The organism is Streptomyces sp. NBC_01537 (genome assembly GCF_045040445.1).
GTDB lineage: Bacteria > Actinomycetota > Actinomycetes > Streptomycetales > Streptomycetaceae > Actinacidiphila.
The window spans coordinates 7,563,490-7,588,373 of the sequence record NZ_CP109392.1 but is presented as its reverse complement, the minus strand read 5'-3'; the positions used below and the strand labels follow the sequence as shown (position 1 = coordinate 7,588,373).

The 24,884-nt window shown below is 71.7% G+C and carries 23 protein-coding genes; 9 read left to right on the top strand and 14 right to left on the bottom strand.

Annotated elements, in window-relative coordinates; translation table 11 throughout:
- Positions 1-77: 77 nt before the first annotated feature.
- From mraY to mraZ, 7 genes are all read right to left on the bottom strand, one after another.
- Complete coding sequence (gene mraY, locus OG607_RS34890) at positions 78-1,142, bottom strand: phospho-N-acetylmuramoyl-pentapeptide-transferase (protein WP_405732044.1); 1,065 nt, start codon at positions 1,140-1,142, stop codon at positions 78-80.
- Positions 1,142-2,554 carry a UDP-N-acetylmuramoyl-tripeptide--D-alanyl-D-alanine ligase gene (gene murF, locus OG607_RS34885; protein ID WP_405732041.1) on the bottom strand — a complete coding sequence of 471 codons (1,413 nt, stop codon included), beginning with the start codon at positions 2,552-2,554 and terminating at the stop codon, positions 1,142-1,144. The genes mraY and murF overlap by 1 nt, the downstream gene beginning before the upstream one ends.
- Entirely contained in the window at positions 2,551-4,209 is a 1,659-nt protein-coding gene (locus tag OG607_RS34880; protein ID WP_405732039.1) for a UDP-N-acetylmuramoyl-L-alanyl-D-glutamate--2,6-diaminopimelate ligase, read from the bottom strand. The genes murF and OG607_RS34880 overlap by 4 nt, the downstream gene beginning before the upstream one ends.
- Before the next feature lie 5 nt (positions 4,210-4,214).
- Positions 4,215-6,137 carry a peptidoglycan D,D-transpeptidase FtsI family protein gene (locus OG607_RS34875; protein ID WP_405732036.1) on the bottom strand — a complete coding sequence of 641 codons (1,923 nt, stop codon included), beginning with the start codon at positions 6,135-6,137 and terminating at the stop codon, positions 4,215-4,217.
- A complete protein-coding gene (locus tag OG607_RS34870) occupies positions 6,134-6,616 on the bottom strand; it encodes a septum formation initiator family protein (protein WP_405732033.1) in 483 nt (160 codons plus the stop codon). The genes OG607_RS34875 and OG607_RS34870 overlap by 4 nt, the downstream gene beginning before the upstream one ends.
- Complete coding sequence (gene rsmH, locus OG607_RS34865) at positions 6,613-7,575, bottom strand: 16S rRNA (cytosine(1402)-N(4))-methyltransferase RsmH (protein ID WP_405732030.1); 963 nt, start codon at positions 7,573-7,575, stop codon at positions 6,613-6,615. The genes OG607_RS34870 and rsmH overlap by 4 nt, the downstream gene beginning before the upstream one ends.
- A gap of 195 nt (positions 7,576-7,770) precedes the next feature.
- Complete coding sequence (gene mraZ / locus OG607_RS34860; protein ID WP_405732027.1) at positions 7,771-8,202, bottom strand: division/cell wall cluster transcriptional repressor MraZ; 432 nt, start codon at positions 8,200-8,202, stop codon at positions 7,771-7,773.
- 229 nt (positions 8,203-8,431) lie between these two features.
- On the opposite strand from mraZ, the gene OG607_RS34855 reads away from it, so the two are divergent.
- From OG607_RS34855 to OG607_RS34840, 4 genes are all read left to right on the top strand, one after another.
- Complete coding sequence (locus OG607_RS34855; RefSeq protein WP_405732025.1) at positions 8,432-8,959, top strand: beta-class carbonic anhydrase; 528 nt, start codon at positions 8,432-8,434, stop codon at positions 8,957-8,959.
- A gap of 105 nt (positions 8,960-9,064) precedes the next feature.
- A complete protein-coding gene (locus OG607_RS34850) occupies positions 9,065-10,066 on the top strand; it encodes an AAA family ATPase (protein WP_405732022.1) in 1,002 nt (333 codons plus the stop codon).
- Entirely contained in the window at positions 10,066-11,448 is a 1,383-nt protein-coding gene (locus OG607_RS34845; RefSeq protein ID WP_405732019.1) for a DUF58 domain-containing protein, read from the top strand. The genes OG607_RS34850 and OG607_RS34845 overlap by 1 nt, the downstream gene beginning before the upstream one ends.
- Complete coding sequence (locus tag OG607_RS34840) at positions 11,445-13,856, top strand: DUF3488 and DUF4129 domain-containing transglutaminase family protein (protein ID WP_405732016.1); 2,412 nt, start codon at positions 11,445-11,447, stop codon at positions 13,854-13,856. Before OG607_RS34845 ends, OG607_RS34840 begins: the two co-directional genes overlap by 4 nt.
- A 170-nt stretch (positions 13,857-14,026) precedes the next feature.
- Here OG607_RS34840 and OG607_RS34835 read toward each other — a convergent pair whose 3' ends face one another.
- From OG607_RS34835 to OG607_RS34825, 3 genes are all read right to left on the bottom strand, one after another.
- Positions 14,027-14,443, bottom strand: a complete 417-nt coding sequence (locus tag OG607_RS34835; RefSeq protein WP_329319147.1) for a DUF3040 domain-containing protein — start codon at positions 14,441-14,443, stop codon at positions 14,027-14,029.
- A gap of 211 nt (positions 14,444-14,654) precedes the next feature.
- Complete coding sequence (locus OG607_RS34830) at positions 14,655-15,425, bottom strand: methyltransferase (protein WP_405732013.1); 771 nt, start codon at positions 15,423-15,425, stop codon at positions 14,655-14,657.
- A gap of 188 nt (positions 15,426-15,613) precedes the next feature.
- Positions 15,614-16,060 carry an SAV_6107 family HEPN domain-containing protein gene (locus OG607_RS34825; RefSeq protein WP_405732011.1) on the bottom strand — a complete coding sequence of 149 codons (447 nt, stop codon included), beginning with the start codon at positions 16,058-16,060 and terminating at the stop codon, positions 15,614-15,616.
- Positions 16,061-16,206: 146 nt separating this feature from the next.
- Between OG607_RS34825 and OG607_RS34820 the strand changes: the two genes are divergently transcribed.
- The 5 genes from OG607_RS34820 (at position 16,207) to OG607_RS34800 (ending at position 21,897) form a co-directional block, all read left to right on the top strand.
- Complete coding sequence (locus tag OG607_RS34820) at positions 16,207-16,920, top strand: ATP-binding cassette domain-containing protein (protein ID WP_405732008.1); 714 nt, start codon at positions 16,207-16,209, stop codon at positions 16,918-16,920.
- Positions 16,892-19,024 carry a YhgE/Pip family protein gene (locus tag OG607_RS34815; protein WP_405732005.1) on the top strand — a complete coding sequence of 711 codons (2,133 nt, stop codon included), beginning with the start codon at positions 16,892-16,894 and terminating at the stop codon, positions 19,022-19,024. Before OG607_RS34820 ends, OG607_RS34815 begins: the two co-directional genes overlap by 29 nt.
- A gap of 35 nt (positions 19,025-19,059) precedes the next feature.
- Entirely contained in the window at positions 19,060-19,680 is a 621-nt protein-coding gene (locus OG607_RS34810) for a TetR/AcrR family transcriptional regulator (protein WP_405732002.1), read from the top strand.
- A gap of 233 nt (positions 19,681-19,913) precedes the next feature.
- The gene (locus tag OG607_RS34805; RefSeq protein ID WP_405731999.1) at positions 19,914-20,519 is read left to right on the top strand and encodes a DUF4126 domain-containing protein; all 606 of its coding nucleotides are present in this window, start codon (positions 19,914-19,916) and stop codon (positions 20,517-20,519) included.
- Positions 20,520-20,529: 10 nt separating this feature from the next.
- A complete protein-coding gene (locus OG607_RS34800; protein ID WP_405731997.1) occupies positions 20,530-21,897 on the top strand; it encodes a phytoene desaturase family protein in 1,368 nt (455 codons plus the stop codon).
- A gap of 16 nt (positions 21,898-21,913) precedes the next feature.
- On the opposite strand, the gene OG607_RS34795 is transcribed toward OG607_RS34800, so the two are convergent.
- From OG607_RS34795 to OG607_RS34780, 4 genes are all read right to left on the bottom strand, one after another.
- Positions 21,914-22,768: a hypothetical protein gene (locus OG607_RS34795; RefSeq protein ID WP_405731994.1), complete on the bottom strand. Its 855-nt coding sequence runs from the start codon at positions 22,766-22,768 to the stop codon at positions 21,914-21,916.
- Positions 22,769-22,800: 32 nt separating this feature from the next.
- Positions 22,801-23,718 (bottom strand): methylenetetrahydrofolate reductase [NAD(P)H], encoded by a 918-nt coding sequence (gene metF, locus OG607_RS34790; RefSeq protein WP_405731991.1) that lies wholly within the window; start codon positions 23,716-23,718, stop codon positions 22,801-22,803.
- A gap of 92 nt (positions 23,719-23,810) precedes the next feature.
- Entirely contained in the window at positions 23,811-24,455 is a 645-nt protein-coding gene (gene thiE / locus OG607_RS34785) for a thiamine phosphate synthase (protein ID WP_405731988.1), read from the bottom strand.
- Between the two features lie 36 nt (positions 24,456-24,491).
- Positions 24,492-24,857: an Rv2175c family DNA-binding protein gene (locus tag OG607_RS34780; RefSeq protein ID WP_405731985.1), complete on the bottom strand. Its 366-nt coding sequence runs from the start codon at positions 24,855-24,857 to the stop codon at positions 24,492-24,494.
- Positions 24,858-24,884: the final 27 nt, after the last annotated feature.

Sequence of the window (24,884 nt, the reverse complement as noted above, 5' to 3'; positions counted from 1 at the left end):
CACGCCGGCGGTGGCTTGTCGCGCAGTTCCCCGCGCCCCTGACGTGCGCCCCTGGCGGGGCGCCCGCAGGGCGCTGGTCACTTCGCCGCTACCCAGCCCGCGTAGAACAGGCCGAGGCCTACCGCCATGCACATGCCCTGGATGATCCAGAAGCGGACGACGACGAGGACTTCGCCCCAGCCCTTGAGCTCGAAGTGGTGCTGGAGGGGGGCCATGCGGAAGACGCGCTTGCCGGTGAGGCGGAAGGAGCCGACCTGGATGACGACGGACATGGTGATCAGGACGAAGAGGCCGCCGAGGATGGCGATGAGGAGCTCGGTACGGGAGAGGATGGCGAGGCCGGCGAGGGCGCCGCCGAGCGCCAGCGAACCCGTGTCGCCCATGAAGATCTTGGCGGGCGAGGTGTTCCACCAGAGGAAGCCGAAGCAGGCGCCCATGAGGGCGGCGGCGACGACGGCCAGGTCGAGCGGATTTCGGACCTCGTAGCAGGCGCCGTCGGCGACGAGGGGGTTGCCGCACCACTGGCCGTACTGCCAGACGCCGATGACGGTGTAGGCGGCGAAGACCATGACGGAGGCGCCGGTGGCGAGGCCGTCGAGGCCGTCGGTGAGGTTCACGCCGTTGGACATGGCGAGGATCATGAACAGCGCCCAGACGACGAAGATCACCGGGCCGAGCTTCCAGCCGAAGTCCTGGGTGAAGGAGAGCTTCGTGGAGGCGGGCGTCTGGCCGCGGGCGTCGGCGAACTGGAGCGAGAGGACGGCGAAGGTGATACCGACGATGAGCTGGCCGGACATCTTGGCCTTGGCGCGCAGGCCGAGGCTGCGCTGCTTGACGATCTTGATGTAGTCGTCGAGGAAGCCGACCAGGCCCATGCCGGCGAAGAGGAAGAGCACCAGCAGGCCGGAGATGGTCGGCCGCTCGGAGGTGATCACCTTGGTGACGGCGTACGCGACAAGGGTGGCCAGTATGAAGGCGATGCCGCCCATCGTGGGCGTACCGCGCTTGCTGTGGTGTTCCTTGGGGCCGTCGTCGCGGATGAACTGGCCGTAGCCCTTGCGGGCCAGCAGCTTGATCAGCAGCGGGGTGCCGACCAGCGACAGGAACAGGCTGATGACACCGGAGATGAGGATCTGCTTCATCAGGCGGTGACCCCGCCCTCAGCGCCGTCGAGAAGCGCGGCCGCGACCCGCTCCAGGCCCGCTGACCGCGAAGCCTTCACCAGCACGACGTCACCCGGCCGCAACTCGCTGCGCAACAGGTCGATCGCCGCCTCAGCGTCGGACACGTGCACCGACTCCTCACCCCACGAACCCTCGTTATAGGCGCCCATTTGCAGCCAGGCGGCCTCACGACCGCCCACCGCCACGAGCTTGCTGACGTTGAGCCGGACGGCGAGCCGCCCGACCGCGTCGTGCTCGGCGAGTGACTCCCCGCCGAGCTCGGCCATCTCGCCGAGCACCGCCCACGTGCGATGCCCGCGACCCATGGCGGCGAGCGCGCGCAGGGCGGCCCGCATGGAGTCGGGGTTCGCGTTGTAGGCGTCGTTGACGACTGTCACGCCGTCCGGCCGCTCGGTGACCTCCATACGCCAGCGCGAGAGCGTACCGGCCTCGGAGAGCGCGGTGGCGATCTCCGCTACGGGCATGCCCAGTTCGCGGGCGACGGCGGCCGCGGCGAGCGCGTTCGACACGTGGTGCTCACCGTACAGGCGCAAGGTCACTTCGCTGCACCCGGTAGGTGTAACGAGTGTGAATACCGCCTGACCTCGCTCGTTGAGCCGGACATCTCGTGCCTGTACGTCCGCGTCCGGGGCCTCGCCGAAGAGCACGACGCGGGCCTTGGTGCGGCTCGCCATGGCGCGTACGAGGGGATCGTCGGCGTTGAGGACGGCCACGCCGCCGGCTTCGGCTTCGGGAAGGGCCTCGACCAGTTCGCCCTTGGCCTGGGCGATCTGCTCGCGGCCGCCGAACTCGCCGATGTGGGCGGTGCCGACGTTGAGCACGATGCCGATCCGGGGCGGGGTGAGGGCGGCGAGGTAGCTGATGTGGCCGATGCCGCGGGCGCCCATCTCCAGGACGACGTGCCGGGTGTCCTCGGCGACCAGGAGCGCGGTGAGCGGCAGCCCGATCTCGTTGTTGAGGTTGCCGGGCGGCCAGACGGTCGGGCCGAGGCGCTGGAGGAGCTGGGCGATCAGGTCCTTGGTGCTGGTCTTGCCGACCGAGCCGGTGAGGCCGACCGTGGTGGCGCCCAGCCGTTCGACGACATGCTTGGCCAGGGCCCCCAGGGCGGCCTGTACGTCGTCCACGACGATCGCGGGCACACCGTCGACCCGCCGGGCGGCCAGGACCGCCACGGCGCCCGCCTGGACGGCCCGCGCGGCGTAGTCGTGGCCGTCCACGTGTTCCCCGGCGAAGGCCACGAACAGGCCGCCGGGCTCGACCTTGCGGGAGTCGATGACCACGGGCCCGGTGACCAGGGCCTGCGGGTCCGGTATGTCGTACGTGCTCCCGCCGACCGCGTGCGCGACCTCGGCGAGGGTGAGTGGGATCACAGCTGGTCCTGGTCCTTCTCGTGCTGGATGGCCGCACGGACCGCGTTGCGCAGGACGTCCCGGTCATCGAAGGGCCTGACGGTCCCGGCGATGTCCTGGCCCTGCTCATGGCCCTTGCCCGCGACCAGCACGGCGTCCCCGGGACGGGCCAGGGCGACGGCGGCGGCGATGGCGGCGGCCCGGTCGGGCTCGACGATGACATGGCCGCGCTCGCCGGCAGGGACCTCGGCGGCCCCGGTCAGCATGGCGGCGAGAATGGCGAGGGGGTCCTCCGAGCGCGGGTTGTCCGAGGTCAGTACGGCGGTGTCGGCGAGGCGGGCGGCCGCCGCGCCCATGGGGCCGCGCTTGGTGGTGTCGCGGTCGCCGCCGCAGCCGATGACGATGTGCAGGCTGCCTTCGGTGACCTTGCGCAGCGTGCGCAGGACGGATTCCACGGCGTCGGTCTTGTGGGCGTAGTCCACGACCGCCAGGTACGGCTGGCCGATGTCCACCCGCTCCAGGCGGCCCGGGACGCCGGGCACGGCGGCGACGCCGTCGGCGGCGTGCTGCGCGTCGATCCCGGCGGTGACGAGGGCGGTGATCGCCGCGAGGGAGTTGGCGACGTTGAACAGGCCGGGCAGCGGCGCCTGGGCGGGGATCCGCTCGCCCTTGGGGCCGACGGCGGTGAAGCGGGAGCCCAGCGGGCCCGCCTCGACGTTCTCGGCGCGCCAGTCGGCGTCGGGGTGGCCCTCGGCGGAGAAGGTGGTCACCGGCACCTCGGCCTCGGCGGCGAGCCGGCGGCCGTAGGCGTCGTCGATGTTCACCACGCCCAGGCGGGAGCGGCCGGGGGTGAACAGCTGCGCCTTGGCCTGGAAGTAGTCCTCCATGCCGGTGTGGAATTCCATGTGCTCGGGGCTGAGGTTGGTGAACACGGCGACGTCGAAGACCGCGCCGTCCACCCGGCCGAGCACCAGGGCGTGGCTGGAGACCTCCATGACGACCGACTCGACACCGCGCTCGCGCATGACGGCGAACAGCGCCTGCAGGTCGGTGGCCTCGGGGGTGGTGCGCTCGCTCTTGATCCGCTCGTCGCCGATGCGCATCTCGACCGTGCCGATCAGCCCGGTGGCCGTGCCGTGCACCGCGCGCAGGCCGCCTTCGGCCAGATACGCGGTGGTGGTCTTGCCGGAGGTGCCGGTGATGCCGATCTGGAGCAGACCGTCGCCCGGCCGGTCGTAGATCATGGCGGCCAGATCGCCCATGCGCGCGCGGGGGTCGGCGACCGCGAGCACCGGCAGGCCGGTGGCGGCGGCGCGCTCGGCGCCCGCCGGGTCGGTGAGGATCGCGACCGCGCCGAGCCCGGCGGCCTGGTCGGCGAAGTCGGCGCCGTGCAGGCGGGCGCCGGGCAGGGCGGCGTACAGGTCGCCTGGGCGGACGGCGCGGGAGTCGTGGGTGATGCCGGTGACCTCGGCACCGGTGGCAGGCTGCAGGCCGAGCCGGTCGGCCAGTTCCGCAAGTGGCTTGGGGCGGACCCGGGACGGGCGGGGTTTACCGGAGGACTGATCAGCGTGTGGCACGGCGGTGAGAGTACCCGCCGGGCCGGGCCCGGGGCCAAAACGGATCCCCTTTACCGGGGTTCCGGCTCCCGGCGCACCGGCGGGTGTGATCCCTGTCACGGCGGTCATGATTTCGACGGATTCCACTCGACCGGCAGGCTCGGCGCCTTGGTGCCGGTCGGCGGGACCTGCAGGGATTTCAGGGCGAATTCCATGACCTTCTTGAAGACCGGACCGCAGATCTGGCCGCCGAAGTAGCTGCCCCTGGTCGGGTTCTGGATCACGCACGACACCGTGACCCGGGGCTTGTCGGCGGGCGCGAAGCCCATGAACGAGGCCGTGTAGCCGCTGTAGAGACCTGTCTCCGGGTCCACCCGGTTGGCCGTGCCCGTCTTGCCGGCGACGCGGTAACCGGCGATCCGGGCCTTGATGCCGGTGCCCTGCTCGTCGCCCACGACCGACTCCAGCATCCGGGAGAGGGTGGTGGCGGTCTGCTCGCTGACCACGCGGGTCTGCTTGGGCGTGGCGGTCGGCACGAAGCGGCCGTCGGCGCCGGTCGTGCCGCGTACGAGGGTGGGGGCGATGCGCACGCCGCCGTTGGCGATCGTCGAGTAGACCGAGGTGGCCTGCAGCGCGTTCAGGGACAGGCCCTGGCCGAACGGGATCGTGTACTGCTGCGAGGCGTTCCAGTCCTGCGGCTTCGCCAGGATGCCCGCGGTCTCGCCGGGGAAGCCGAGGCCGGTGTGCTGACCGATCCCGAACTTGCTCAAGTACGAGTAGAGCACCGAGTTCGCCTGCTTCTGGGTCTTGCCGAGTTGTTCGGCCGCGAGGATCGTGCCGATGTTGCTTGACTTGGCGAGTACCCCGTTGAGCGTCAGATGCCACGTTCCGTGGTCCACGTCGTCGTGGAAGACGCGGTCCGCCCTGGGCAGGGTTCCCGGGACCGTGACATGGGTGGCGGCGGTGGCCGCGCCGGTGTCCAGTACGGCCGCCATCGACATCAGCTTGCTGACGCTGCCGGGCTCGTACGCGTCCGTCAGCGCGGCGTTGCCGAGAGCGGAGGAGTACGCCTTGCTCAGGTCGTTCGGGTCGTACCCGGGGGCGTTCGCCATGGCCAGGATCTCGCCGGTCTGCGTGTCCTGGACGATCACATAGCCCCGGTCGGCGTCCGACTCCTGGACCTGCTCGGTGATCGCCTGCTGGGCCGCCCACTGGATGTCCCGGTTCAGCGTCAGCTCCACCGTCGCGCCGGGCTCCGCGGCCTTCTCCCGTACGCCTGCGGTCGGGATCCGGCGGCCGCCGGACTGGGCGTAGGTGATCGTGCCGTCCTTGCCCGCGAGCTCGGTGTTGAACTGCTGCTCCAGGCCGCCGCTGCCCTTGCCCTCGGCGTTGACGAAGCCGATGACGCCCGCGGCGAGGTCCCCGTTGGGGTAGACCCGCTTGCTGTGCGCCTGGCGGAAGATCCCGAGCAGGACGTTCGCGCCGTCGCCCTTGGCGGCCTTGTCCGCGAGCGCGCTCTGCAGGTCCTTGATCTGGTTCCAGACCTGCGGCGACTGCTGCTTGGCGATGATCTCGTTGCGCGAGGCCGGATAGTTCGCCAGCTGCTTGGCGATCGTCTTCTCGTCGCCGTTCACGATGGGCGCGAGCAGTTCCGCCGCCTGCTGCGGGGCGTCGTCCACGTCCGTCTCCGTCGGCGTGAACAGCATCGGGTCCGCCAGGATGTCGTACGCGTCCACGGTGTTCGCCAGGTCCACGCCGTCGCGGTCGGTGATCGTGCCGCGCTCGGCCGCCAGCGTCGCCGTGAGGTAGCGGTTGGCCTCGGCCTTCGTCGCGTACGCCGACGCGTCCACGGCCTGCACCTGGAGGAGCCGTACGACGAACGTCAGCATGACGAGCGTCAGCGCGAGGCTCACCAGCCGCAGACGGGGGCGCGGCTTCCCCAGGCGCAGCGTCGCGCCTCCGGCGGGGGTCACGGGCCGCGCCGGCCGCCTGCGCGGTGCAGGCGGCCTCTGCGGGGGCCGCCTGCGCGGCGGCACGTTGCTGCTCATGGCGTCGTCCCGAGGGGTGTGGCTGACGGTGAGATGACCGGGGATACGGACGGGGAGACCGATACGGACGGGGAGGCCTGCGCGGATGCGCTCGGCGTCGGCGTCGGTGTCGGTGTCTCGGACGGCTCCGGCAGCGGCTCGGCCGTCGCCACGTCCGGCGAGCCCTTCACCTTGCCGTCAGGCGACAGGAACGCCGGATTGCCCCCCGGCACCATCCCCAGCTCCCGGGCCCGCTTGTCCAGCTCGTCCGGCGCCGAGTACTCGTCCACGTCCTGCTGGAGGGCCTGCTCCTCGTCCGTGAGCTGCTTCGTCTGCTTCTGCAGGTCATCCAGTTTGAAGGAGTCCTTCACGACGGCCGAGTTCAGCAGGAGCAGGCCGAACAGGCCTCCCGCGAGCAGCAGCACGATCAGCAGGACGAAGGGCGACCGTGCGGCCGGCTGCGCCCCCGGGCGCCGCGGGGCCGGACGGGCTGAACTCACCGCTCCACCTCCGCGCGGATCCGTTCCGCGCCCCGCAGCCGGGCCGGCGCCGCGCGCCGGTTCTCCGCGATCTCGTCCTCGGTGGGAAGCTCCGCGCCACGCGTCAGCAGCTTCAGACGCGGCTGGTACTTCTCGGGAACCACGGGCAGCCCGGGCGGAGCCGTGTTCGCCGCGCCGGCAGCGAGGACCTGTTTCACCAGCCGGTCCTCAAGGGACTGGTACGACAGGACGGCGATCCGGCCGCCGACCGCGAGTGCGGCGACCGCGGCGGGGATGGCGCGCTCCAGGACGGCGAGCTCGCCGTTGACCTCGATCCGCAAGGCCTGGAAGGTGCGCTTGGCGGGGTTGCCGCCGGTTCGCTTGGCGGCTTGCGGGAGGGCGGCGCGGATGAGGTCGACGAGGCGGGCGCTGTTGGTGAAGGGTTCTTTGGCCCGCTCTTTCACGACCGCGTCGACGATCTTGCGGGCGAACTTCTCCTCGCCGTAGTTCCGGAGGATCCGGACGAGATCACCGGGGGGATAGGTGTTGAGGACCTCGGCGGCGCTGATGCCGGTGCTCTGGTCCATGCGCATGTCGAGGGGGGCGTCCTGGGCATAGGCGAAGCCGCGGTCGGCCTCGTCGAGCTGCATGGAGGAGACGCCGAGGTCGAACAGGACACCCTGCACCTGTGAGATGCCGAGACGGGCCAGGACCTCGGGGAGCTCGTCGTAGACGGCGTGGACGAGGGTGGCGCGGTCGCCGTAGGGGGCGAGGCGGTCGGCGGAGAGCTTGAGGGCGGCGGGGTCGCGGTCGATGGCGACGAGGCGGCTGCCGGGAAACTCGGACAGGAGCGCTTCGCTGTGGCCGCCGAGCCCGAGCGTGGCGTCCACCACGACCGCGTCCGGGCCGGACAGCGCGGGCGCCAGCAGGTCGAGGCAGCGCCGCAGCATCACGGGGACATGGGAGGGGGTGGTGCTCATCGGGCCCTTCTCGGATGACTCAGACGGAGGACGTACCACTTGGTCCCCGCCCGCTCTGGAGGGCCGGCTGGCACCGGGGAAGTAGTGCCAGCGAGTCCGGATCCGTGAGCGGGAGGAGGCCGAGCGTCACGTACGCGTACGTGAGACAGCAGGCTACGGGCGGCTGGGGGTACCCCCGGACGGAGTCTGGGGGAGTCAGAGTAAGCCGGGCGGCACCTCCTGCGACAACGCGGGGAAGACATCCTCCTGCGCGGCCAGATACCGGTCCCAGGCGGTCGCGTCCCACACCTCGACCCGGTTGTTGGCGCCGATCACGGCGCAGTCGCGGCGCAGTCCGGCGTATTCGCGCAGGGCCTGTGGGAGGGTGACGCGGCCCTGTTTGTCGGGGATCTCGTCGTGCGCGCCGGCGAACAGCACGCGCATGTAGTCCCGCGCGGGCTTGGATGTGACGGGGGCCTCGCGCAGCCGCTCGGTCACCGTCCGGAACTCGGCCAGCGGCCATACGTACAGGCAGCGCTCCTGCCCCTTGGTGATGACCAGGCCGTCGGCGAGTTGCTCGCGGAACTTCGCCGGCAGTACGAGCCGGCTCTTCTCGTCGAGCCGCGGCGCGTACGTCCCGAGGAACATCCGCACCTCCCGCAGCTGATCAGGGAAAATCAGGGGCAACCCACTTCGCGCCACTTTACTCCACTAAGCCCCACGGTCAACGAAAGGCCGTCACTCCCCGGGAGAAAACAGCACCCACTTGGGTGAGCCGCTGTGGCGCCTGTGGGTTACCTCACATACCACTCGATTGACCAAGATTTGTCGGATCTCACAGCAGGTCGGAGGCCCATGTGCCCTCTAAGTTCGTGTCATGTCGATATTCGAGCAGCAGCCCGCCGGCACTGGCTCTGTCACCGACCGGCTCGTCGAGGCGAACCGGCACTACGCAGAGCAGTTCCGCGACCCCGGCATGGACGCCCATCCCGTCCTGCAGGTGGCGATCGTCGCCTGCATGGACGCCCGTATCGACCTGCACGCGGCACTGGGCCTGGAGCTCGGCGACTGTCATACGATCCGCAACGCGGGTGGAGTGGTCACCGATGACACGATCCGGTCGCTCACGATCAGCCAGCGCGCGCTGGGCACCCGCTCGGTCGTGCTGATCCACCACACCGGCTGCGGCCTGGAGACCCTCACCGAGGACTTCCGCACGCACCTGGAGGATGAGGTCGGACAGCGGCCGACCTGGGCTGTCGAGTCGTTCCGGGACGTGGACCAGGATGTACGGCAGTCGATGGCCCGGGTGCGGACCTCGCCGTTCCTAGCACATACGGACGATGTCCGTGGCTTTGTCTTCGATGTCCATACCGGTCTGCTGCGGGAAATCACGACTGAGTAACAGAAGGCGAGTGACGCGGAGCATAGTTGAAGGAAGAATGCTTCATGCGCGCCGCCTCACCCGAGGTCAGGGCCGCGGACTGAATGTTGGGCCGAGGAGGGCCGGGTGACGACCTATGACGCACGAGCGAGCCTCAGCGATCTGACCACCACAGTGGAGCGGGTCCGCCGTTCGGTGGAGAACGTGATCGAGGGCAAGCCCGAGGTCGTACGGCTTTCGCTGACTGTGCTGCTCGCCGAGGGACATCTACTGATCGAGGATGTCCCCGGCGTGGGCAAGACCATGCTGGCCAAGGCGCTGGCACGGTCGATCGACTGTTCGGTGCGCCGGATCCAGTTCACGCCGGATCTGCTGCCGTCGGACATCACGGGCGTGAGTGTCTTCGACCAGCAACGGCGGGACTTCGAGTTCAAGCCGGGCGCGATCTTCGCGCAGATCGTGGTCGGCGACGAGATCAACAGAGCATCGCCGAAGACCCAGTCGGCGCTGCTGGAGTCCATGGAGGAGCGGCAGGTCACCGTCGACGGAACGACGTACGAGCTGCCGAGCCCCTTCATGGTCATCGCCACCCAGAACCCGGTGGAGATGGAGGGCACCTATCCGCTGCCCGAGGCGCAGCGGGACCGCTTCATGGCCCGGGTGTCGATCGGCTACCCGAGCGCCGAGGCCGAGCTGCAGATGCTGGATGTGCACGGCGGCGCCCCGGCGCTGGACGACGTACAGCCCGTCGCGCACGCCCACGAGATCGTGAAGCTGGTGGAGGCGGTGCGCACGGTGCATGTGTCGGTGCCCGTGCAGCGGTACGCGGTGGCGCTGGTCAGCGCCACGCGCCAGCACGCCGACCTGCGCCTGGGCGCTTCGCCGCGCGCGACGCTGCACCTGGTGCGCGCCGCGCGTGCGGCGGCGGCGCTGGACGGGCGGGACTTCGTGCTGCCGGACGATGTGCAGACGCTGGCGTCGTCGGTGCTGGCGCACCGTCTGCTGCCCACCGCGCAGGCGCAGTTGAACCGTCGCACGCCCGAGCAGGTGGTGGCCGAGATCCTGCAGCGCACGCCGGTTCCGGACCCGTACGGCAGCCAGCCGCCCGGCAGCGTGCGGGGGCTGTGATGCCGGGCGCCGAGGGCGGCTCGGGTGATCCGGGCAACGGCCTGCGGGCGGCCCTGTCCGGCCTCACCACCCGCGGGCGGTCATTCCTGGCCGCCGGTGTGGCGGCGGCGGTGTGCGCGTACGTGCTGGGGCAGCCGGATCTGCTGAGGGTCGGGCTGCTGCTGGCCGCGCTGCCGCTGGTGTGCGTGGTGGTGCTCTACCGCACGCGCTACCGGGTGGCGGGCGGACGGCGGCTGGCGCCCTCGCGGGTGCCCGCGATGGCCGAGGCCCGGGTGTTCCTGCGGGTCGACAACGTGTCGCGGATACCGACCGGGATGCTGATGCTCCAGGACCGGGTGCCCTACGTGCTGGGGCCCCGGCCTCGTTTCGTACTGGACCGGGTGGAGCCGGGCGGGCACCGGGAGGTGTCCTACCGGGTGCGCTCGGACCTGCGCGGACGGTATCCGCTGGGGCCGCTGCAGCTCCGGCTGACGGATCCTTTCGGCATGTGCGAACTGACCCGCTCCTTCAGCGCCTTCGACACCTTGACCGTGGTGCCCAAGGTCACGCCGCTGCCGCCGGTGCGCCTCGCCGGCGAGGCCTCGGGCTACGGCGACAGCCGGACCCGGGCGCTGTCCCTGGCCGGTGAGGACGATGTCATCCCGCGCGGCTACCGCCACGGCGACGACCTGCGGCGGGTGCACTGGCGGTCCACCGCCAAGTACGGCGAGCTGATGGTCCGCCGCGAGGAGCAGCCGCACAAGGCCCGCTGCACGGTGCTGCTCGACACCCGGCGGGAGGCCTTCTACGGGGCCGGGCCCGACTCGGCCTTCGAGTGGGCGGTGTCCGGGGCGGCCTCGGTGGCGGCGCACATGCTGGAGCGCGGCTTCTCGGTGCGGCTGCTGATGGACAACGGCAGCACGGTGCCGGGTCCCGACGGGGCGGGCGGCTTCGGCGGGAACGATTCCTCCGACGCGGCCGGGGTGCTGCTCGACACCCTCGCGGTGGTCGACCACTCCGAGGAGCTTGGGGCCGGCCTGTCGCTGGCCCACGATGTGCTGCGGGCCGGGAGCGAGGGGCTGCTGGTGGCCTTCCTGGGCGAGCTGGACGAGGAGCAGGCCGCGATCGTCGGCCGGATGCGGCAGCGGGCGGGCGGCGCGGTGGCGTTCGTGCTGGCCGGCTCCGGGTGGACGTCGCGGGAGGCCGGTCCGTATCCGGCTGTGCCCCCTGGCGGCGCGCCCGCCCCCGGGGAGCAGGACGACGAGGACGGCGCGCAGCGCTCGGTGCGCATGCTGCGCGAGGCGGGCTGGACAGTACTGCCGGTGTCGGCGGGCGACGGGCTCGCCGAGCTGTGGCAGCGCGCCGACCGTTACCGGTCGCGTGAGGAGGCGGGAGCCCGATGATCAGCGGACGTGGCCGGCTGGCGGTGTGCGCGGCAGCGGCGTCGGTCATGGCGGCCTGCTCGATGCTGCCGCTGACGGACAGCAGCGCGTGGCTCCTGCAGGCCGCCCTGCTGGTGACCCTGCAGAGCTCGGTGGGAGCGCTGGCCCGGCGGGTGCCGCTGGCCAGACCGCTGACGATCCTGGCGCAGGCGGCGGCTTCGCTGCTGCTGCTCACGCTGATGTTCGCGCGGCAGCAGGCCTACGTGGGCATCCTGCCGGGGCCCGGCGTGTTCCGGCACTTCGGGGCCCTGCTGACCGCCGGTGTGCAGGATGTCAGCCAGTTCGCCATCCCGGCCCCGGTGACCTCGGGCATCCGGCTGCTGCTCGTCGGCGGGGTGCTGCTGATCGCGCTGGCGGTGGACGCGCTGGCGGTGACGTACGGCAGCGCGGCCCCGGCGGGGCTGCCGCTGCTGGCGCTGTACTCGATCGCGGCGGGCCTGGCGGGCGGCGGCAGCCGCTGGCTGTGGTTCGTGATCGCCGCGGCCGGCTATCTGCTGCTGTTGCTGGCCGAGGGCCGCGACCGGCTGTCGCGCTGGGGGCGGGTCTTCGGCGGCCCCGGCGGCGTCTCGCCCAGCGGCTACGCGGGCGGTACCGCCGCCTTCTCGGGCGGCGGCGCATCGGCGCTGGCCCCGGTGCGTACCGGCCGCCGGATCGGGGCGATGGCCCTGGGCATCGCGCTGATCGCCCCGGCCGCGCTGCCCTCGCTGAGCGGCGGCCTGCTGGCCGCGACCGGCGCGGGCAACGGCTCGGGACGCGGCGGCTCGATCCTCGCGGTCAACCCGCTGGTCGCCCTCACGGACAATCTCAACCAGCCCGACAACCGCGAGGTCCTCACCTACCGGACCACCGCCGCGAACAACTCGGACCTGTATCTGCGGATCGTCTCCCTGGACGAGTTCAACGGCGAGCAGTGGCAGTCCTCCAAGCGGTCCCTCACCGCACTGCCCTCGCAACTTCCCACCGCGCAGGGCCTCACGGCCGCCGTGAAGACCGAGCAGGTCAACACCAGCGTCGTCGCGGCCAGGGACTACGGGCAGCTGTGGCTGCCACTCCCCTACCCGGCCACCCGGGTCGACCTGAGCGGCGGCCGCTGGCGGTACGAGCCGATCGGCCGCACCGTCATCGGCGACCGGGGGCAGACCACGTCCGGCGCGGTCTACCAGGTGTCCAGCCTGCAGGTGGAGCCGACCGCCGCCCAGCTGGCCGCCGCGCCGGCCGCCTCGGCGAACCTGGTCCGCGAGTACACCCAGGTGCCCGACTCACTGCCTGACGTGGTCGCCACGACCGCGCAGAACGTGACGAAGAACGCCACGAACGACTACGAGAAGGCCGTGGCCCTGCAGCGCTGGTTCACCAACGGCCAGTTCTCATACAGCACTTCGGTCTCCTCCGGCACCGGGGTCGACGCGATCGCGAAGTTCCTGAAGAACAAGGAAGGCTTCTGCGTCCACTTCGCCTTCACGATGGCGGCGATGGCCCGCACCCTCGGCATCCCGGCCCGGGTCGCCGTGGGCTTCACCCCCGGCACGGCTCAGGCCAACGGCACCTACACGGTCGGCCTCAAGGACGCCCACGCCTGGCCCGAGCTGTACTTCGAGGGGATCGGCTGGACCCGCTTCGAGCCCACCCCGACCCGGGGCAGCCAGCCCGAGTACACCCAGGAGACCTCGTCCTCCAGCACCGACCCGGCCACGCCTGACACACCGGCCCGCAACGACACCGCGGCCCCCAGTGCCAGTGCCTCCGCCTCCTCGACCTGCACCGCGAAGCAGGCCCAGCAAGGTGACTGCGACCCCCTGACCCCCTCGTCGAGCGGCGGCGCCGGAGGCGGCCGCCTGTGGTCCGCGGTCGGCGGCCTGCCCGGTGTGCTTTTGCTGCTCCTCGGCGGGGCGCTGGTGGTCTTCCTGCCGCTGCTGCCCATGCTGTGGCGGCAACGGATCCGGGCCCGGCGGCTCCGGCACTCCGATGTGCTCGCCGCGTGGCAGGAGCTGGTGGACACCGCGTGGGACTACGGCATCCTGCCGGACGAGTCCGAGACCCCGCGCCGCGCCGTCGCCCGGCTGATCCGCGCCGGGGGACTGGACGACACCTCCTCCGCGGCGGCGGGCCGCATCGCCTCGGCGGTCGAACAGACGCTCTACGCGCCCGAGCCCCGGCACCCCGCCTCCGGGCTGGCCTCCGACGTCCACCGCATCCGCCTCGGCCTCCACGACGCCGCCGACCGGGTGACCCGATTCCGCGCCACCCTCGCCCCCCGCTCCGCGGTCCGGCTGGCCTGGGCGTTCTCGCTGCGCCGGGCCGCGATCACGGCCTCCTGGGCGGCGGGTATCCGCCGGGCGGGCTCAGTGCTTCGGCGGCGTCCCGCCTAGCGCACCCGGCGACGGCGTGTACCTCGACGGTGGGTGGCCGAGGGTGCGTCGGCGGCCTTGCGTCCGTGGCCGGCTTGTGCCCACCCGTTCCGCCGTGCGGAACGCCTGCCCACAAGCCGACAGGGCGCGGGCTTCCCGATGGGAAGCCCGCGCCCTGGTTCTGGTGAACGCTACTGGCCCTGCTCGTCGCGGCGCCGCTGCCACCGCTCCTCGATGCGGTCCATCATGCGGCCGCGGCGCCGCGGCTGATGCCGCTGGCCGCGTACGTGGGGATGGTGCCGGCCCTGGGGGCCGGAGGGTGGCTGTTCGCCGGGTTTGAGAGCGCGACGCCAGCCGGTGACGGCGAGAACGGCGCAGCCGAGCATGACGAGGAAACCGACCACACTGATCCAGGGCTGCTTGGCGATCATGCCTGCCATGAGCAGCGCGATACCGACAAGGAAGCCTGCCACCGCCAGGTAGACGCGCCGCCTGGTGTAGGTGCGCAGCCCGCTTCCCTCAAGCGCCGACGCGAACTTGGGATCTTCGGCGTACAGCGCTCGCTCCATCTGCTCGAGCATGCGCTGCTCGTGCTCCGAGAGCGGCACGGAGACCTCCTACTCGTCGGTCGCGGGGTAGCGACCGGTACGACCCTTCCAGGATAGGCAGGGATTCGCCCCCGTGAAACCCGCCCCACGGCGCCAAACCGGCACCAGCCTGACTGGGGTTTCTTTCCCCGCCCCTGGTTACGTCATGCCAGCATAAGGCCCTGAGAGCCGCATCGGGGGGCGTGTGACGGACTACCCGCACCGGCTCCGGTCAGCCGCGCTCCGCGAGGACGTGCAGTTGGGTGGCGATGGAGTGGAAGGCGGGCTGCTCGGCGGCGGCCAGTTCGAGCCGCAGAAGAGCCTCCAGGGCGCCGGGCTCGGTGTCGACCAGGACGCCGGGGACGAGGTCGGCGAAGACCCGGACGCCGTGGACGGGGCCGACCCGCAGTCCGGCGTCGGCGGCGAGTCGGGTGAGCTCGTCGGCGGTGAAGCGGCGGGGGACGGGGTCGCCGGCGCCCCAGCGGCCGTCGGGGTCGGTGAGGCCGTGCTGGGCCTCGGCGAAGTGGCCGGCGATGGCGCGGGCGAGCACGGCGCCGTGGCGGCTGGCGGCGAGCAGGCTGAGGGTGCCGGAGGGCCGCAGGGTGCTCACGGCGTTGCGCAGGCCTTCGGCGGGGTCGTCGACGTACTCCAGGACGCCGTGGCACAGGACGGCGTCGTAGCCGCCGGCCTCCACGACGTCGAGCAGGCCGTGGGCGTCGCCCTGGACGCCGCGTACCCGGTCGGTGACGCCGGCCTCGGCAGCCCGGCGCTCCAGGGCGAAGAGGGCGTCGGGGCTGGGGTCGACGACGGTCACACGGTGGCCGAGGCGGGCCACGGGCACCGCGAAGTTCCCGGTGCCGCCGCCGGTGTCGAGTACGTCCAGCACATCCCTGCCACTGGCCTTGGCCTGCCGGTCCAGGGCGTCGGACAGGACCTCCCAGACCACGGCGGTACGCAGGGACGCGCGGGGCCGAATCGAGTCGGCCCCTCCTTCACGGGACATGCGGACGGCTCCTCGGTGGTGGTCGTTCTCGTTCTATCCGGCGCGGCCCACTCTAGGGCCTGTCCGGCGGATCTCCGCGGCGTCGCGTGCCCTGGCACCAGCACTCGCGGCGTTGCCGAAATACCCCCGTAGCTCCGCTACGAGGGCATCCCGGCGCCTTGCGATCGCAGGCACCAGACCCCGCTCCTTCATCCACGGAGATCCGCCGGACAGGCCCTAGCCGTCAGCATCCGCTCGACCAGGCGCAGGAACATCCCCGCCGCCCGCACCAGATCGTCCGCCTCCCGCCAGGTGGCAGCCCCCTGTATGCCGGCCTCGCAGCGGGCGCGCCGCTGGGCTCCGGCCTCGAACAGCGCGCCCCACTCGGCGAGTTCGGGCGCCACCTCGGGCAGCACCTCCCAGGCGGTGCGGATCCGCTGCCGCCGTCGTCCGTTCGGCTCGGGCCTGCCCCGCACGGCGAGCACGGCGGCCGCGGTGCGCAGCGCGGCGAGGTGCGCGGTGGCGTACCGCTCGTTCGGGGTTTCCAGGACGGCGGCCTCGGCCAGGCCGCGTTTCGCCTGGCCGAGCAGGTCGAGGGCGGCGGGTGGGGCGGCGGCACGGCGCAGGACTGGGTGGGCATCGAACGATGCGGTCATCACAGCGACCTCCTGTCGGGCTGTCAGGGCCCTTGCTTTGACCTCATGGTGGGGCAGGCCACTGACAATCGGGCTGACCTGCTGTGCCATACTGTTTTTGTACTGACCAGTCAGTTCAGTCCACAGGGAAGGTGGCGGACGAAGCCGTGATCACCACGGAGGGGTTCGGGCTCAAGGGCCCGCGTGGCTGGGTGTTCCGGGAGGTCACCTTCAGCGCGCCCGAGGGCGGCCTGGTCGCGATCGAGGGACCGTCCGGCTCGGGCCGGACCTGCCTGCTGCTCGCGCTCAGCGGCCGGATGCGCGCCACCGAGGGCCACGCCGAGATCGCCGGGCACCGGCTGCCCAAGCGCGCGGCGGCGGTCCGCAGGATCGCGGCCCTGGGGCCGGTGGCGGGGGTCTCCGAGCTGGACCCGGCCCTGACGGTCGGCGAGCACCTGCGCGAACGCGTCCTGCTCCAGCGCCGGTTCACCGACTCGCTCCGCGACCTCGTCTACGTACGCCGTGATCCCACCGGGGACCGGCAGCGCATCGGCGAGGCCCTGGCCGCCACCGGGCTGGACCCGGAGCGCCTCGTCAAGGGCCCGCGCACCGCCGCCCGGGACCTGGAGCGGCTGGAGGCGCTGCGCCTGGGCACCGCGCTGGCGCTGCTGGGCCGGCCGAGGGTGCTGGCGGTGGACGACGTGGACCACAAGCTGTCGGACGCCGAGCGCGAGGAGGCCTGGGCGATGCTGCGGGCGATCGCGGCGGGCGGGACGACCGTGCTGGCGGTGTGCAGTGAGGCGCCGGAGGGCGCGATATCGATTCGTGCGACGCGGAAGGAGACGGCCACCGATGCGTACGCGGACGCTGGCGGCGTTTGAGCTCAAGAGGTTCGGCCGGGGGCGGCTGCCGCGCGCGGCGATGGTGGCGGTCCTGCTGCTGCCGCTGCTGTACGGCGCGCTGTACCTGTGGTCGTTCTGGGACCCGTACGGGCGCCTCGACAAGCTCCCCGTCGCGCTGGTGAACTCCGACAAGGGCAGCGCGGGCGACACGATCGTCAGCGGGCTCAGGTCCAGCGAGACCTTCGACTGGCAGCAGACCAGCGCCGCCGAGGCCGCCAAGGGCGTCGAGAACGGCACGTACTACCTGTCGCTCACGATCCCGGCCGACTTCACCGCCAGGGTCTCCTCCAGCTCGGGCGAGCACCCGGAGACCGGCGCACTGAAGGTGCGCTCGAACGACGCGAACAACTACATCGTCGGGCAGATCTCCCGCACCGTCTTCAACGAGGTCCGGGCCTCGGTCTCGGCCAAGACCTCCCGTAAGTACTACGACAAGATCTACGTCTCCTTCTCCGACCTCCACGACCAGACCCAGAAGGCCGCCGACGGCGCCGACGACCTCACCACCGGCGCAGGCAAGGCCGAGGACGGCTCCGCGACCCTCGGCGAGGGCATCGACACCGCCAAGGACGGCGCCGACGAGCTCGCGAGCGGCCTGAAGACGGCCAAGGCGGGCGCCCGCTCCCTCGCCACCGGCCTCGGCACGCTCGACACGGGCGCCGGAAAGGTGGCCACCGGGGCCAAGCAGGTCGCCGCCGGGACGCAGGTCCTGGCGGACCGGGTGAACGGGGCCTCCGACGAGATCGCGTTCGTGAAGAAGCACGCCAAGGAGATCAACGCGGCGGCGAAACTGGTCGCCGACGGCTCCCAGGCCATCCGCGACGGCCTGGGCACGCTGCCGGCCGACACCGCGAAGGCGGTCAGGGAGGCCAAGGCGGCAGCGGCGCAGCTGCGGAGCACGTACGACGCGCAGTGCCCGCTCGGCGCGGTCACCTCGCAGTGCAAGGCGCTGAAGACGGCCGCCGACACCGCCGATGACGTGGCGGACCTGACTGTCCAGCTGCAGACGTACGTCAGGAACAGCAGCACCGCGATCGACACCCTGCGCGACGACCTGGGCACCGTCCACTCGCTCGCCCAGCAGCTGGCGACCGCGGACATCCCCAAGGAACTGGACGCAGTCGTCACCAAGGTCAACGACCTCAACGACGGGGCCCACCAGGTCGCCACGGGAGCCCGGCAGGTCTCGACCGGGCTGCACACCGCCACCGGCGGCGCGGACTCGCTCGACACGGGCATCAGCGCGGCCTCCAGTGGCGCCACCGAGCTGGCCGGAGGCATGTACAAGCTGTCCACCGGTGCCAACAGCCTCACCACCGGCCTGGCCACGCTCACCGACGGCAGCGGGCAGCTCGCGAGCGGCCTGCACGACGGCGTCGCGAAGATCCCGGACTACGGCACCAAGGCCCGTGACGCCCGCACCGAGGTGATGGCCGACCCCGTCCAGCTCGCCTCGCAGAACCTGCACAAGGCCCCGAACTACGGCACCGGCTTCGCCCCGTACTTCATCCCGCTATCGCTCTGGGTGGGCGCGATGGTCGCCTACATGCTGCTCCAGCCGCTCAGCAAGCGCGCCCTGGCCACCGGGGCGCCCGCCTGGCGGATAGCCGTCGCGGGCTGGCTGCCGGTCCTGGCGATCGGGATCGCCCAGGTGCTGGCGCTGCTGGCCGTCCTGCACTGGGCGCTGGGCCTGCAGATGGTCCGGGCGGCGGGCACGGTCGGCTTCCTGCTGCTGGTCACGGCCTGCTTCGGCGCGATCGTGCAGTGGCTCAACGCCCGCTTCGGCCCGGCGGGCCGGGTGCTGGTGCTGGCGCTGCTGATGCTGCAGCTCACCTCCGCGGGCGGCACCTACCCGGTGCAGACCAGCCCGGAGTTCTTCAACGTGCTGCACCCGCTGCTGCCCATGACGTACGTGGTCGAGGGGCTGCGCCACCTGATCTCGGGCGGCGGGCTGTGGCCGGTGTGGCGGGCCTGCCTGGTTCTCAGTGTCTTCACAGCGGGCGCCCTTACCCTCACCGCTTGGTCGGCCCGTCGTAAGCAGGTCTGGACACTGGACCGGCTGCACCCCGAGCTGTCGCTGTGAGCCGGAACCCCGTTCGGCAGGGAGAATCAGACCCCATGAGCACCCCACGACGCCAGGCCACCCGGCAGAAGCTCTACGAGGCAGCGGTCACCCTCATCGCCGAGCAGGGCTTCTCCGCCACGACGGTGGACGAGATCGCCGAGCGCGCCGGGGTCGCGAAGGGCACCGTCTACTACAACTTCGCGAGCAAGAACGAGCTGATGGAGGAACTGCTCCGGCACGGCGTCGGGCTGCTCACCACTTCGCTGAGCGAGGCCGCCGCCGGGGCCGCCGCACGCGGCGGCAGGAAGATCGACGGAATCGACGCGATGATCCGGGCCGGGCTGGCCTTCATCGCCCGCTATCCGTCCTTCACGCAGCTGTACGTCGCCGAACTGTGGCGCACCAACCGGGCATGGCAGGACACGCTGCTCGTCCTGCGCATGGAGGTCATCGCGGTCGTCGAGCGGGCTCTGCGCGACGCGGTCGAGGCGGGCGAGCTGAGCGACGAGATCGACATCCCGCTCACCGCGGCCGCGCTCTTCGGGATGGTGCTGGTCGCGGCGCTCGACTGGCTGTCGTTCCAGCCCGAGCGCAGCATCGACGACGTCCACTCGGCGCTGTCGCGGCTGCTGCAGGGACGAGTCGCAGGGACCGGAGCGCGCGCGAACACGTAAGCGCGCTGCCCCGGTACGGTCCGATCCCCCGTCGGGCCGTACCGGGACAGCGCTACCCCCCGTTCCCCCGTGCCCGGTCGGGCCGCCCCGGTTCCGCCGCCCCGTGTCGGCGGTACCGGCGCCGCGCCCGTCCGTTGCCTCTACCTTGGCGTCTACGCGGGTGGATGCCCATCCGCTCGCCTACTTATCTGCGGCTGTAGGTACACGTACTCAGAGCCGGTACGGTTCAGCCCATGTCGGTACTTCCGCTCGTTTTCACCAGCGGCTGGGCGAGCGGGATCAACGCCTACGCCGTCGTCTTCCTGCTCGGCCTCATGGGCGTCACCGGGGTCGGTGACGGGGTGCCGGCCCAATTGGAGCGCACCGACGTCATGGTCGTCGCCGGTGTGCTGTTCCTGGTCGAGGCGGTCGCCGACAAGATCCCGTACGTCGACACCGCATGGGACGCCGTCCACACCGTGATCCGCCCGATCGCGGGTGGCGTCGTCGCCGCGCTCATCGCGGGGCAGAACGGTTCGCTGCCCCAGCTCGCCGCCGCGGCCGTCGGCGGCACGACGGCGCTCGCCAGCCACCTGGTCAAGGCCGGCGTGCGCATGGGCGTCAACACCTCGCCCGAGCCCGCCAGTAACATCATCGTCAGCCTCGCCGAGGATCTGGGGGTGTCGGGGATCATCGTCCTCGCGCTTTTCCATCCGCTCCCGGCCGCGATCATCGCGGCGGTCGCGCTGGTGCTGGGCGTGGTCACGGTGATCTTCATAATGTCCCGGATCCGCCGCTACTGGCGACGCTGGCAGGCCCGGCGGGCAGCCCGGCGGAGCGGTCTGGCGCAGTCCCTATAGAGTCCTGCGCATGGCAGGAATCGCGGTGATCGGCGCGGGTATGGGCTCTCTCGCGGCGGCGGCCCGGCTGGCCACGGCCGGCCACCGGGTGACGGTGTACGAGCGCTCCACGACGTACGGGGGCGGCGTCGCGCGGTTCGAGCGGGACGGCTTCGGCTTCGACACCGGGCCGGGGTTGCTGCACCTCCCGGCGGTCTACCGGGACCTGTTCATCAAAACGGGGAAGGGCGGCAAGGAGCCTCTCGAACAGTGCGTCTCCCTGACCCAGGTCGATCCCGCGAGCCGTCATGTCTTCGCCGACGGCACCGCGGTCTCCCTCCCCAACGCCTCCCGGGGCGGTGTCGCCGCCGCCCTGGACGCCGCCCTCGGGCCCGGCGCGGGCGAGCGCTGGAACGGCCTGCTCGGCCGCGCCCGCGAGGTCTGGGAGGCCACGCGGCGGCCGCTGCTCGAAGACGCGCTCGCGCAGGACGTGTTGCCGCTCGGCCGCGATCCGTATCCCGCGCTGCGCAGGCCGCTGCGGCGCAGGCCCACGACCCTGGCCGAGGTCGGGCGGCGCGAACTGCGCGATCCGCGGCTGGCCGCGCTGCTCGGGTCCTACGCGCAGGCGTACGGCTTCGACCCGGGCACCGTTCCGGCGAGCGCGGCCGTACTGCCGTACATGGAGCAGACCTTCGGCACGTGGTACGTCGGCGGGGGCATGCGGGCGCTTGCGGACGCGGTGTACGAGCGGTGCGTCGCGCGCGGCGTCGAGTTCCGTTTCGGGGCGGAAGTGGCCGGTGAGGTGCTGGAGAAGGCGGGGCGGGCGGCCGGGGTCGAACTGGCCGACGGGACGCGGGTGGAGGCGGATGCCGTGGTTTCCGGTGTCCCGCCGCGCGAGCACAGCGGGACGGGGACGGGACGGCTGGTCGTCTGCCTCGCGCTGCGCGGCGCGCGGGGCGCGGACGCGGTCCACCGCACCGTGGTGCACGACGAGCGGCATGTGGTGACCGTGCTGCGCCCCGACGACCCTGCGCTCCGCCCCGACGAGGGGCACGAGGCGGTGACGCTCACGGTGACCGTGCCATGGGCGGTGCCGGTGCCGTCCTCGGCCGCGGTGGACGCGGACCATCTCCTCGCCGTCGCGGAGGCCGCCGTCCCGGAGCTCCGGCTCGGCGAGCGACTGCTCTGGCGCGAGCTCCGCCCCTCCCCCGGCCCGGTGTCCCGCCCCGCCCTCGCGGGTGCCGGCGGCGCGTTCCTCCACCCGGCCAACCGCTCGCCTCTCCCCGGCCTCTACCGCGTCGGCGGCTGGTCCCACCCCGGCGGCGGCCTCGCCCACACCGGCATGTCCGCGGCGATCGTCGCCGACCTCATCGCCGGCGGGCCGGGCGGCAGCCGCTAGGACGGGCTGAAATGTCTCAGTAGCGGTACGGGTCGTACGGGTCGGCGTACTGCGGCTGGTCGGGCTGGGGCTGCTGCTGCGGGGGGATGTAGGGCTGCTGCTGCTGTTGCTGCTGCTGCCCGGGGTCCTGCTGGGGGGCCCAGACGCCGTCGGCGGGGGTGTCGTAGCCGTAGGACTGCTGCTGGGCGTAGGGGTCGGCGTAGCCGTAGGTCTGCTGGGAGGAGTCCCAGGCGGCGGTCTGGGGCTGGGGCTGCTGCTGCCAGTCGTTGCCGTAGCCCTGGACGCCGTAGCCCTCGTAGCCGCCGCTGGTGTAGGGGTCGGGGGTGTAGGAGGACTGGCCGTCGTAGACGGGGAACTCGCCGCTGTCCTCGAGCAGGGGGACGGGCTGGTAGACCTGGGTGGAGTCGAAGACGGAGGCGTCGTACTCGTAGTTGTAGGCGGCGGTCTGTTCGGCCAGTTCCTCTGCCTGCGCCTCGGACTCGACGGACAGCTCCTGCTCGACCGGCAGCGGCTCGGCGGCGGCAGCGCCGCCCTTGGCACGGCGCCTGCTGCGGCCCGCGGGCGCCGCGGCCGGTTCGGCCGGTGCCTCCTCCTCCGTCTCCTCGCCCGCGTCGCCGCCGCGCCGGATCGCCCAGCCGGTGGAGAAGCCCTTGCGGTAGGAGAGGGTGACGAAGGTCTGCCCGGTGGCGAAGGCGACCGCGCCCGCGCCGATGACGATGACCGACGGGAGGTAGACGCCGAGCACGACGCCCAGGAAGCCGGCGAAGGCGAGCAGGCGCCAGCGCAACCGCGCCTTGTACTGCAGCAGCACCTCGCCGAGCAGCCATAGCGCGACCACGCCGAACGCGATGTAGAGCACCGTGTAGCCCATGTCGCACTTCCTCACCGATACCGTCGACGGCCCTACGACCTCTGGTGCAGTCCCAGATTCTCGTAGATTTCCAGCGACGCCGTGGAGTGATTCAGGGTGATGAAGTGCAGTCCCGGGATCTCCTCGGCCATGAGCCTTCGGCACATCTCGGACGCGTACTCCACCCCGATCGCCCGCACCGCAGCCGGATCGTCCTTGACCGCGAGGATACGGTCCGCAAGCTCCGCTGGGAAAGGCGCGTTCCCCAGCTGGGCAAAGCGCTCGATCTGCTTCACGTTCGTGACGGGCATGATCTCGGGGATGATCGGGGTGACGCAGCCTGCCGCATCGACCCGGTCACGCAGGCGCAGGTAGTCGTCGGCGCGGAAGAACATCTGCGTGATCGCGTAGTCCGCACCCGCCCGGCATTTGTCGACAAAGTGACGGGTGTCACTCTCCCAGTCCGCCGAGCGCGGGTGCATCTCGGTGAACGCGGCCACGCCCACGCAGAAGTCGCCGGACTCCTTGATGAGCCTCACCAGGTCTGCGGCGTAGGTGACCCCGCTGGGGTGCGGGACCCACTCCCCCATCGGGTCGTCCGGCGGGTCGCCGCGCACCGCGAGCAGGTTGCGGATCCCGGCGTCGGCGTACTGGCCGATGATGTTGCGCAGCTCGGCGATGGAGTGGTTGACGGCCGTCAGGTGCGCGACGGGGGTGAGCGTGGTGTCCGAGACGATCCGCTCGGTGGCCCGCACCGTGCCCTCGCGTGACTTGCCGCCGGCGCCGTAGGTGACGGAGACGAAGGTCGGCGCGACCGCCTCGATCCGGCGGATGGCGTTCCACAGGGTGCGCTCGCCCTTGTCGGTCCGGGGCGCCATGAACTCGAAGGAGTACGAACGCTGACCGGAGGCGAGCAGCTCACGAATGGTGATTGCTCGGTCGGTCCTGGTGGAAGCTGTACCAAGGGCCATGCCGTTCAGGCTAACGGCGCTTGTGTGATCGCCCAACCAGCAGCGACCGTTTGTCCATCTTTTGGGACCATGATCTCGTCCCAGGGCAGGCCTCAGCCACGGTCCCGTACCCGTTTGGCGAGCTCGGCGGCCGCCGCACCCGGTTCCGCCGCCTCAGTGATCGCCCGTACGACGACGATCCGCCGGGCCCCGGCGTCCAGCACCTGATCGACGTTCGTCAGGTCGATGCCGCCGATCGCGAACCACGGCCGTGCGGTGCCCAGCCCGGCCGCGTACCGCACCAGCTCCAGGCCCGGCGCGTGCCGTCCCGGCTTGGTGGGGGTCGGCCAGACCGGCCCGGTGCAGAAGTAGTCCGCACCGGGCTCGGCGGCGGCCGCGGCCGCCTCGGACTCGGCATGACAGGACCGTCCGATGATCACCCGGTCACCGAGGATCGCGCGGGCGGCCGGCACCGGCAGGTCTCCCTGCCCCAGGTGCAGTACGTCCGCGCCCGCCGCGTGCGCGACATCCGCCCGGTCGTTGACCGCGAGCAGCCTGCCGTGCCTGCGGCACGCGTCGGCGAGGACCGCGAGGTGTTCCAGCTCCTCGCGGGCCTCGATCCCCTTGTCGCGCAGCTGGATGACGTCCACGCCCGAGCCGAGCACCTCGTCCGCGAAAGCGGCCAGGTCGCCCTGCCGCTTACGGGCGTCGGTGCACAGGTAGACGCGGGCGTCGGCGAGCTGCGCGCGGGTGGTCATACGGAAGGTCCCCTGGGGTTCGCTCTGGGCGGCGGGCTAGAGGGCGAGCGCCTGGGCGCGGCGCTTCACCTCGGTCCCGCGATTCTCGCGCAGCGCCTGCACCGGCGTGCCGGGCAGGGTGGGGTCAGGGGTGAAGAGCCATTCGAGGGCCTCTTCGTCGTTGAACCCGTCGTCCTTGAGCAGGTTCAGCGTTCCGGCGAGGCCCTTCACGATCTTGTCTTCGCCGAGGAAGTCGGCGGGAACCATCAGGACCCGGTTCTCACCGCGGCGCACCGCGATCAGCTGACCTTCCTTGATCAGCGGCCGGATGCGGGTCACCTCCAGGCCGAGCCGCTCCGCGACATCGGGGAGCGTCAGCCAGGACGGTACGAGGGCGTCAATCTTTGCGTCGATCTCGGTCACAGGCACAAGCCTGCCATCCCGGACCGA

Bases quoted from the DNA above. Each gene is read 5' to 3' on its own strand.
- mraY (WP_405732044.1), bottom strand. From the start codon at position 1,142: ATGAAGCAGATCCTCATCTCCGGTGTCATCAGCCTGTTCCTGTCGCTG.
- OG607_RS34875 (WP_405732036.1), bottom strand. From the start codon at position 6,137: ATGAGCAGCAACGTGCCGCCGCGCAGGCGGCCCCCGCAGAGGCCGCCT.
- rsmH (WP_405732030.1), bottom strand. From the start codon at position 7,575: ATGAGCACCACCCCCTCCCATGTCCCCGTGATGCTGCGGCGCTGCCTC.
- mraZ (WP_405732027.1), bottom strand. From the start codon at position 8,202: ATGTTCCTCGGGACGTACGCGCCGCGGCTCGACGAGAAGAGCCGGCTC.
- OG607_RS34855 (WP_405732025.1), top strand. From the start codon at position 8,432: ATGTCGATATTCGAGCAGCAGCCCGCCGGCACTGGCTCTGTCACCGAC.
- OG607_RS34845 (WP_405732019.1), top strand. From the start codon at position 10,066: ATGCCGGGCGCCGAGGGCGGCTCGGGTGATCCGGGCAACGGCCTGCGG.
- OG607_RS34840 (WP_405732016.1), top strand. From the start codon at position 11,445: ATGATCAGCGGACGTGGCCGGCTGGCGGTGTGCGCGGCAGCGGCGTCG.
- OG607_RS34830 (WP_405732013.1), bottom strand. From the start codon at position 15,425: ATGTCCCGTGAAGGAGGGGCCGACTCGATTCGGCCCCGCGCGTCCCTG.
- OG607_RS34825 (WP_405732011.1), bottom strand. From the start codon at position 16,060: ATGACCGCATCGTTCGATGCCCACCCAGTCCTGCGCCGTGCCGCCGCC.
- OG607_RS34815 (WP_405732005.1), top strand. From the start codon at position 16,892: ATGCGTACGCGGACGCTGGCGGCGTTTGAGCTCAAGAGGTTCGGCCGG.
- OG607_RS34810 (WP_405732002.1), top strand. From the start codon at position 19,060: ATGAGCACCCCACGACGCCAGGCCACCCGGCAGAAGCTCTACGAGGCA.
- OG607_RS34805 (WP_405731999.1), top strand. From the start codon at position 19,914: ATGTCGGTACTTCCGCTCGTTTTCACCAGCGGCTGGGCGAGCGGGATC.
- OG607_RS34800 (WP_405731997.1), top strand. From the start codon at position 20,530: ATGGCAGGAATCGCGGTGATCGGCGCGGGTATGGGCTCTCTCGCGGCG.
- OG607_RS34795 (WP_405731994.1), bottom strand. From the start codon at position 22,768: ATGGGCTACACGGTGCTCTACATCGCGTTCGGCGTGGTCGCGCTATGG.
- metF (WP_405731991.1), bottom strand. From the start codon at position 23,718: ATGGCCCTTGGTACAGCTTCCACCAGGACCGACCGAGCAATCACCATT.
- thiE (WP_405731988.1), bottom strand. From the start codon at position 24,455: ATGACCACCCGCGCGCAGCTCGCCGACGCCCGCGTCTACCTGTGCACC.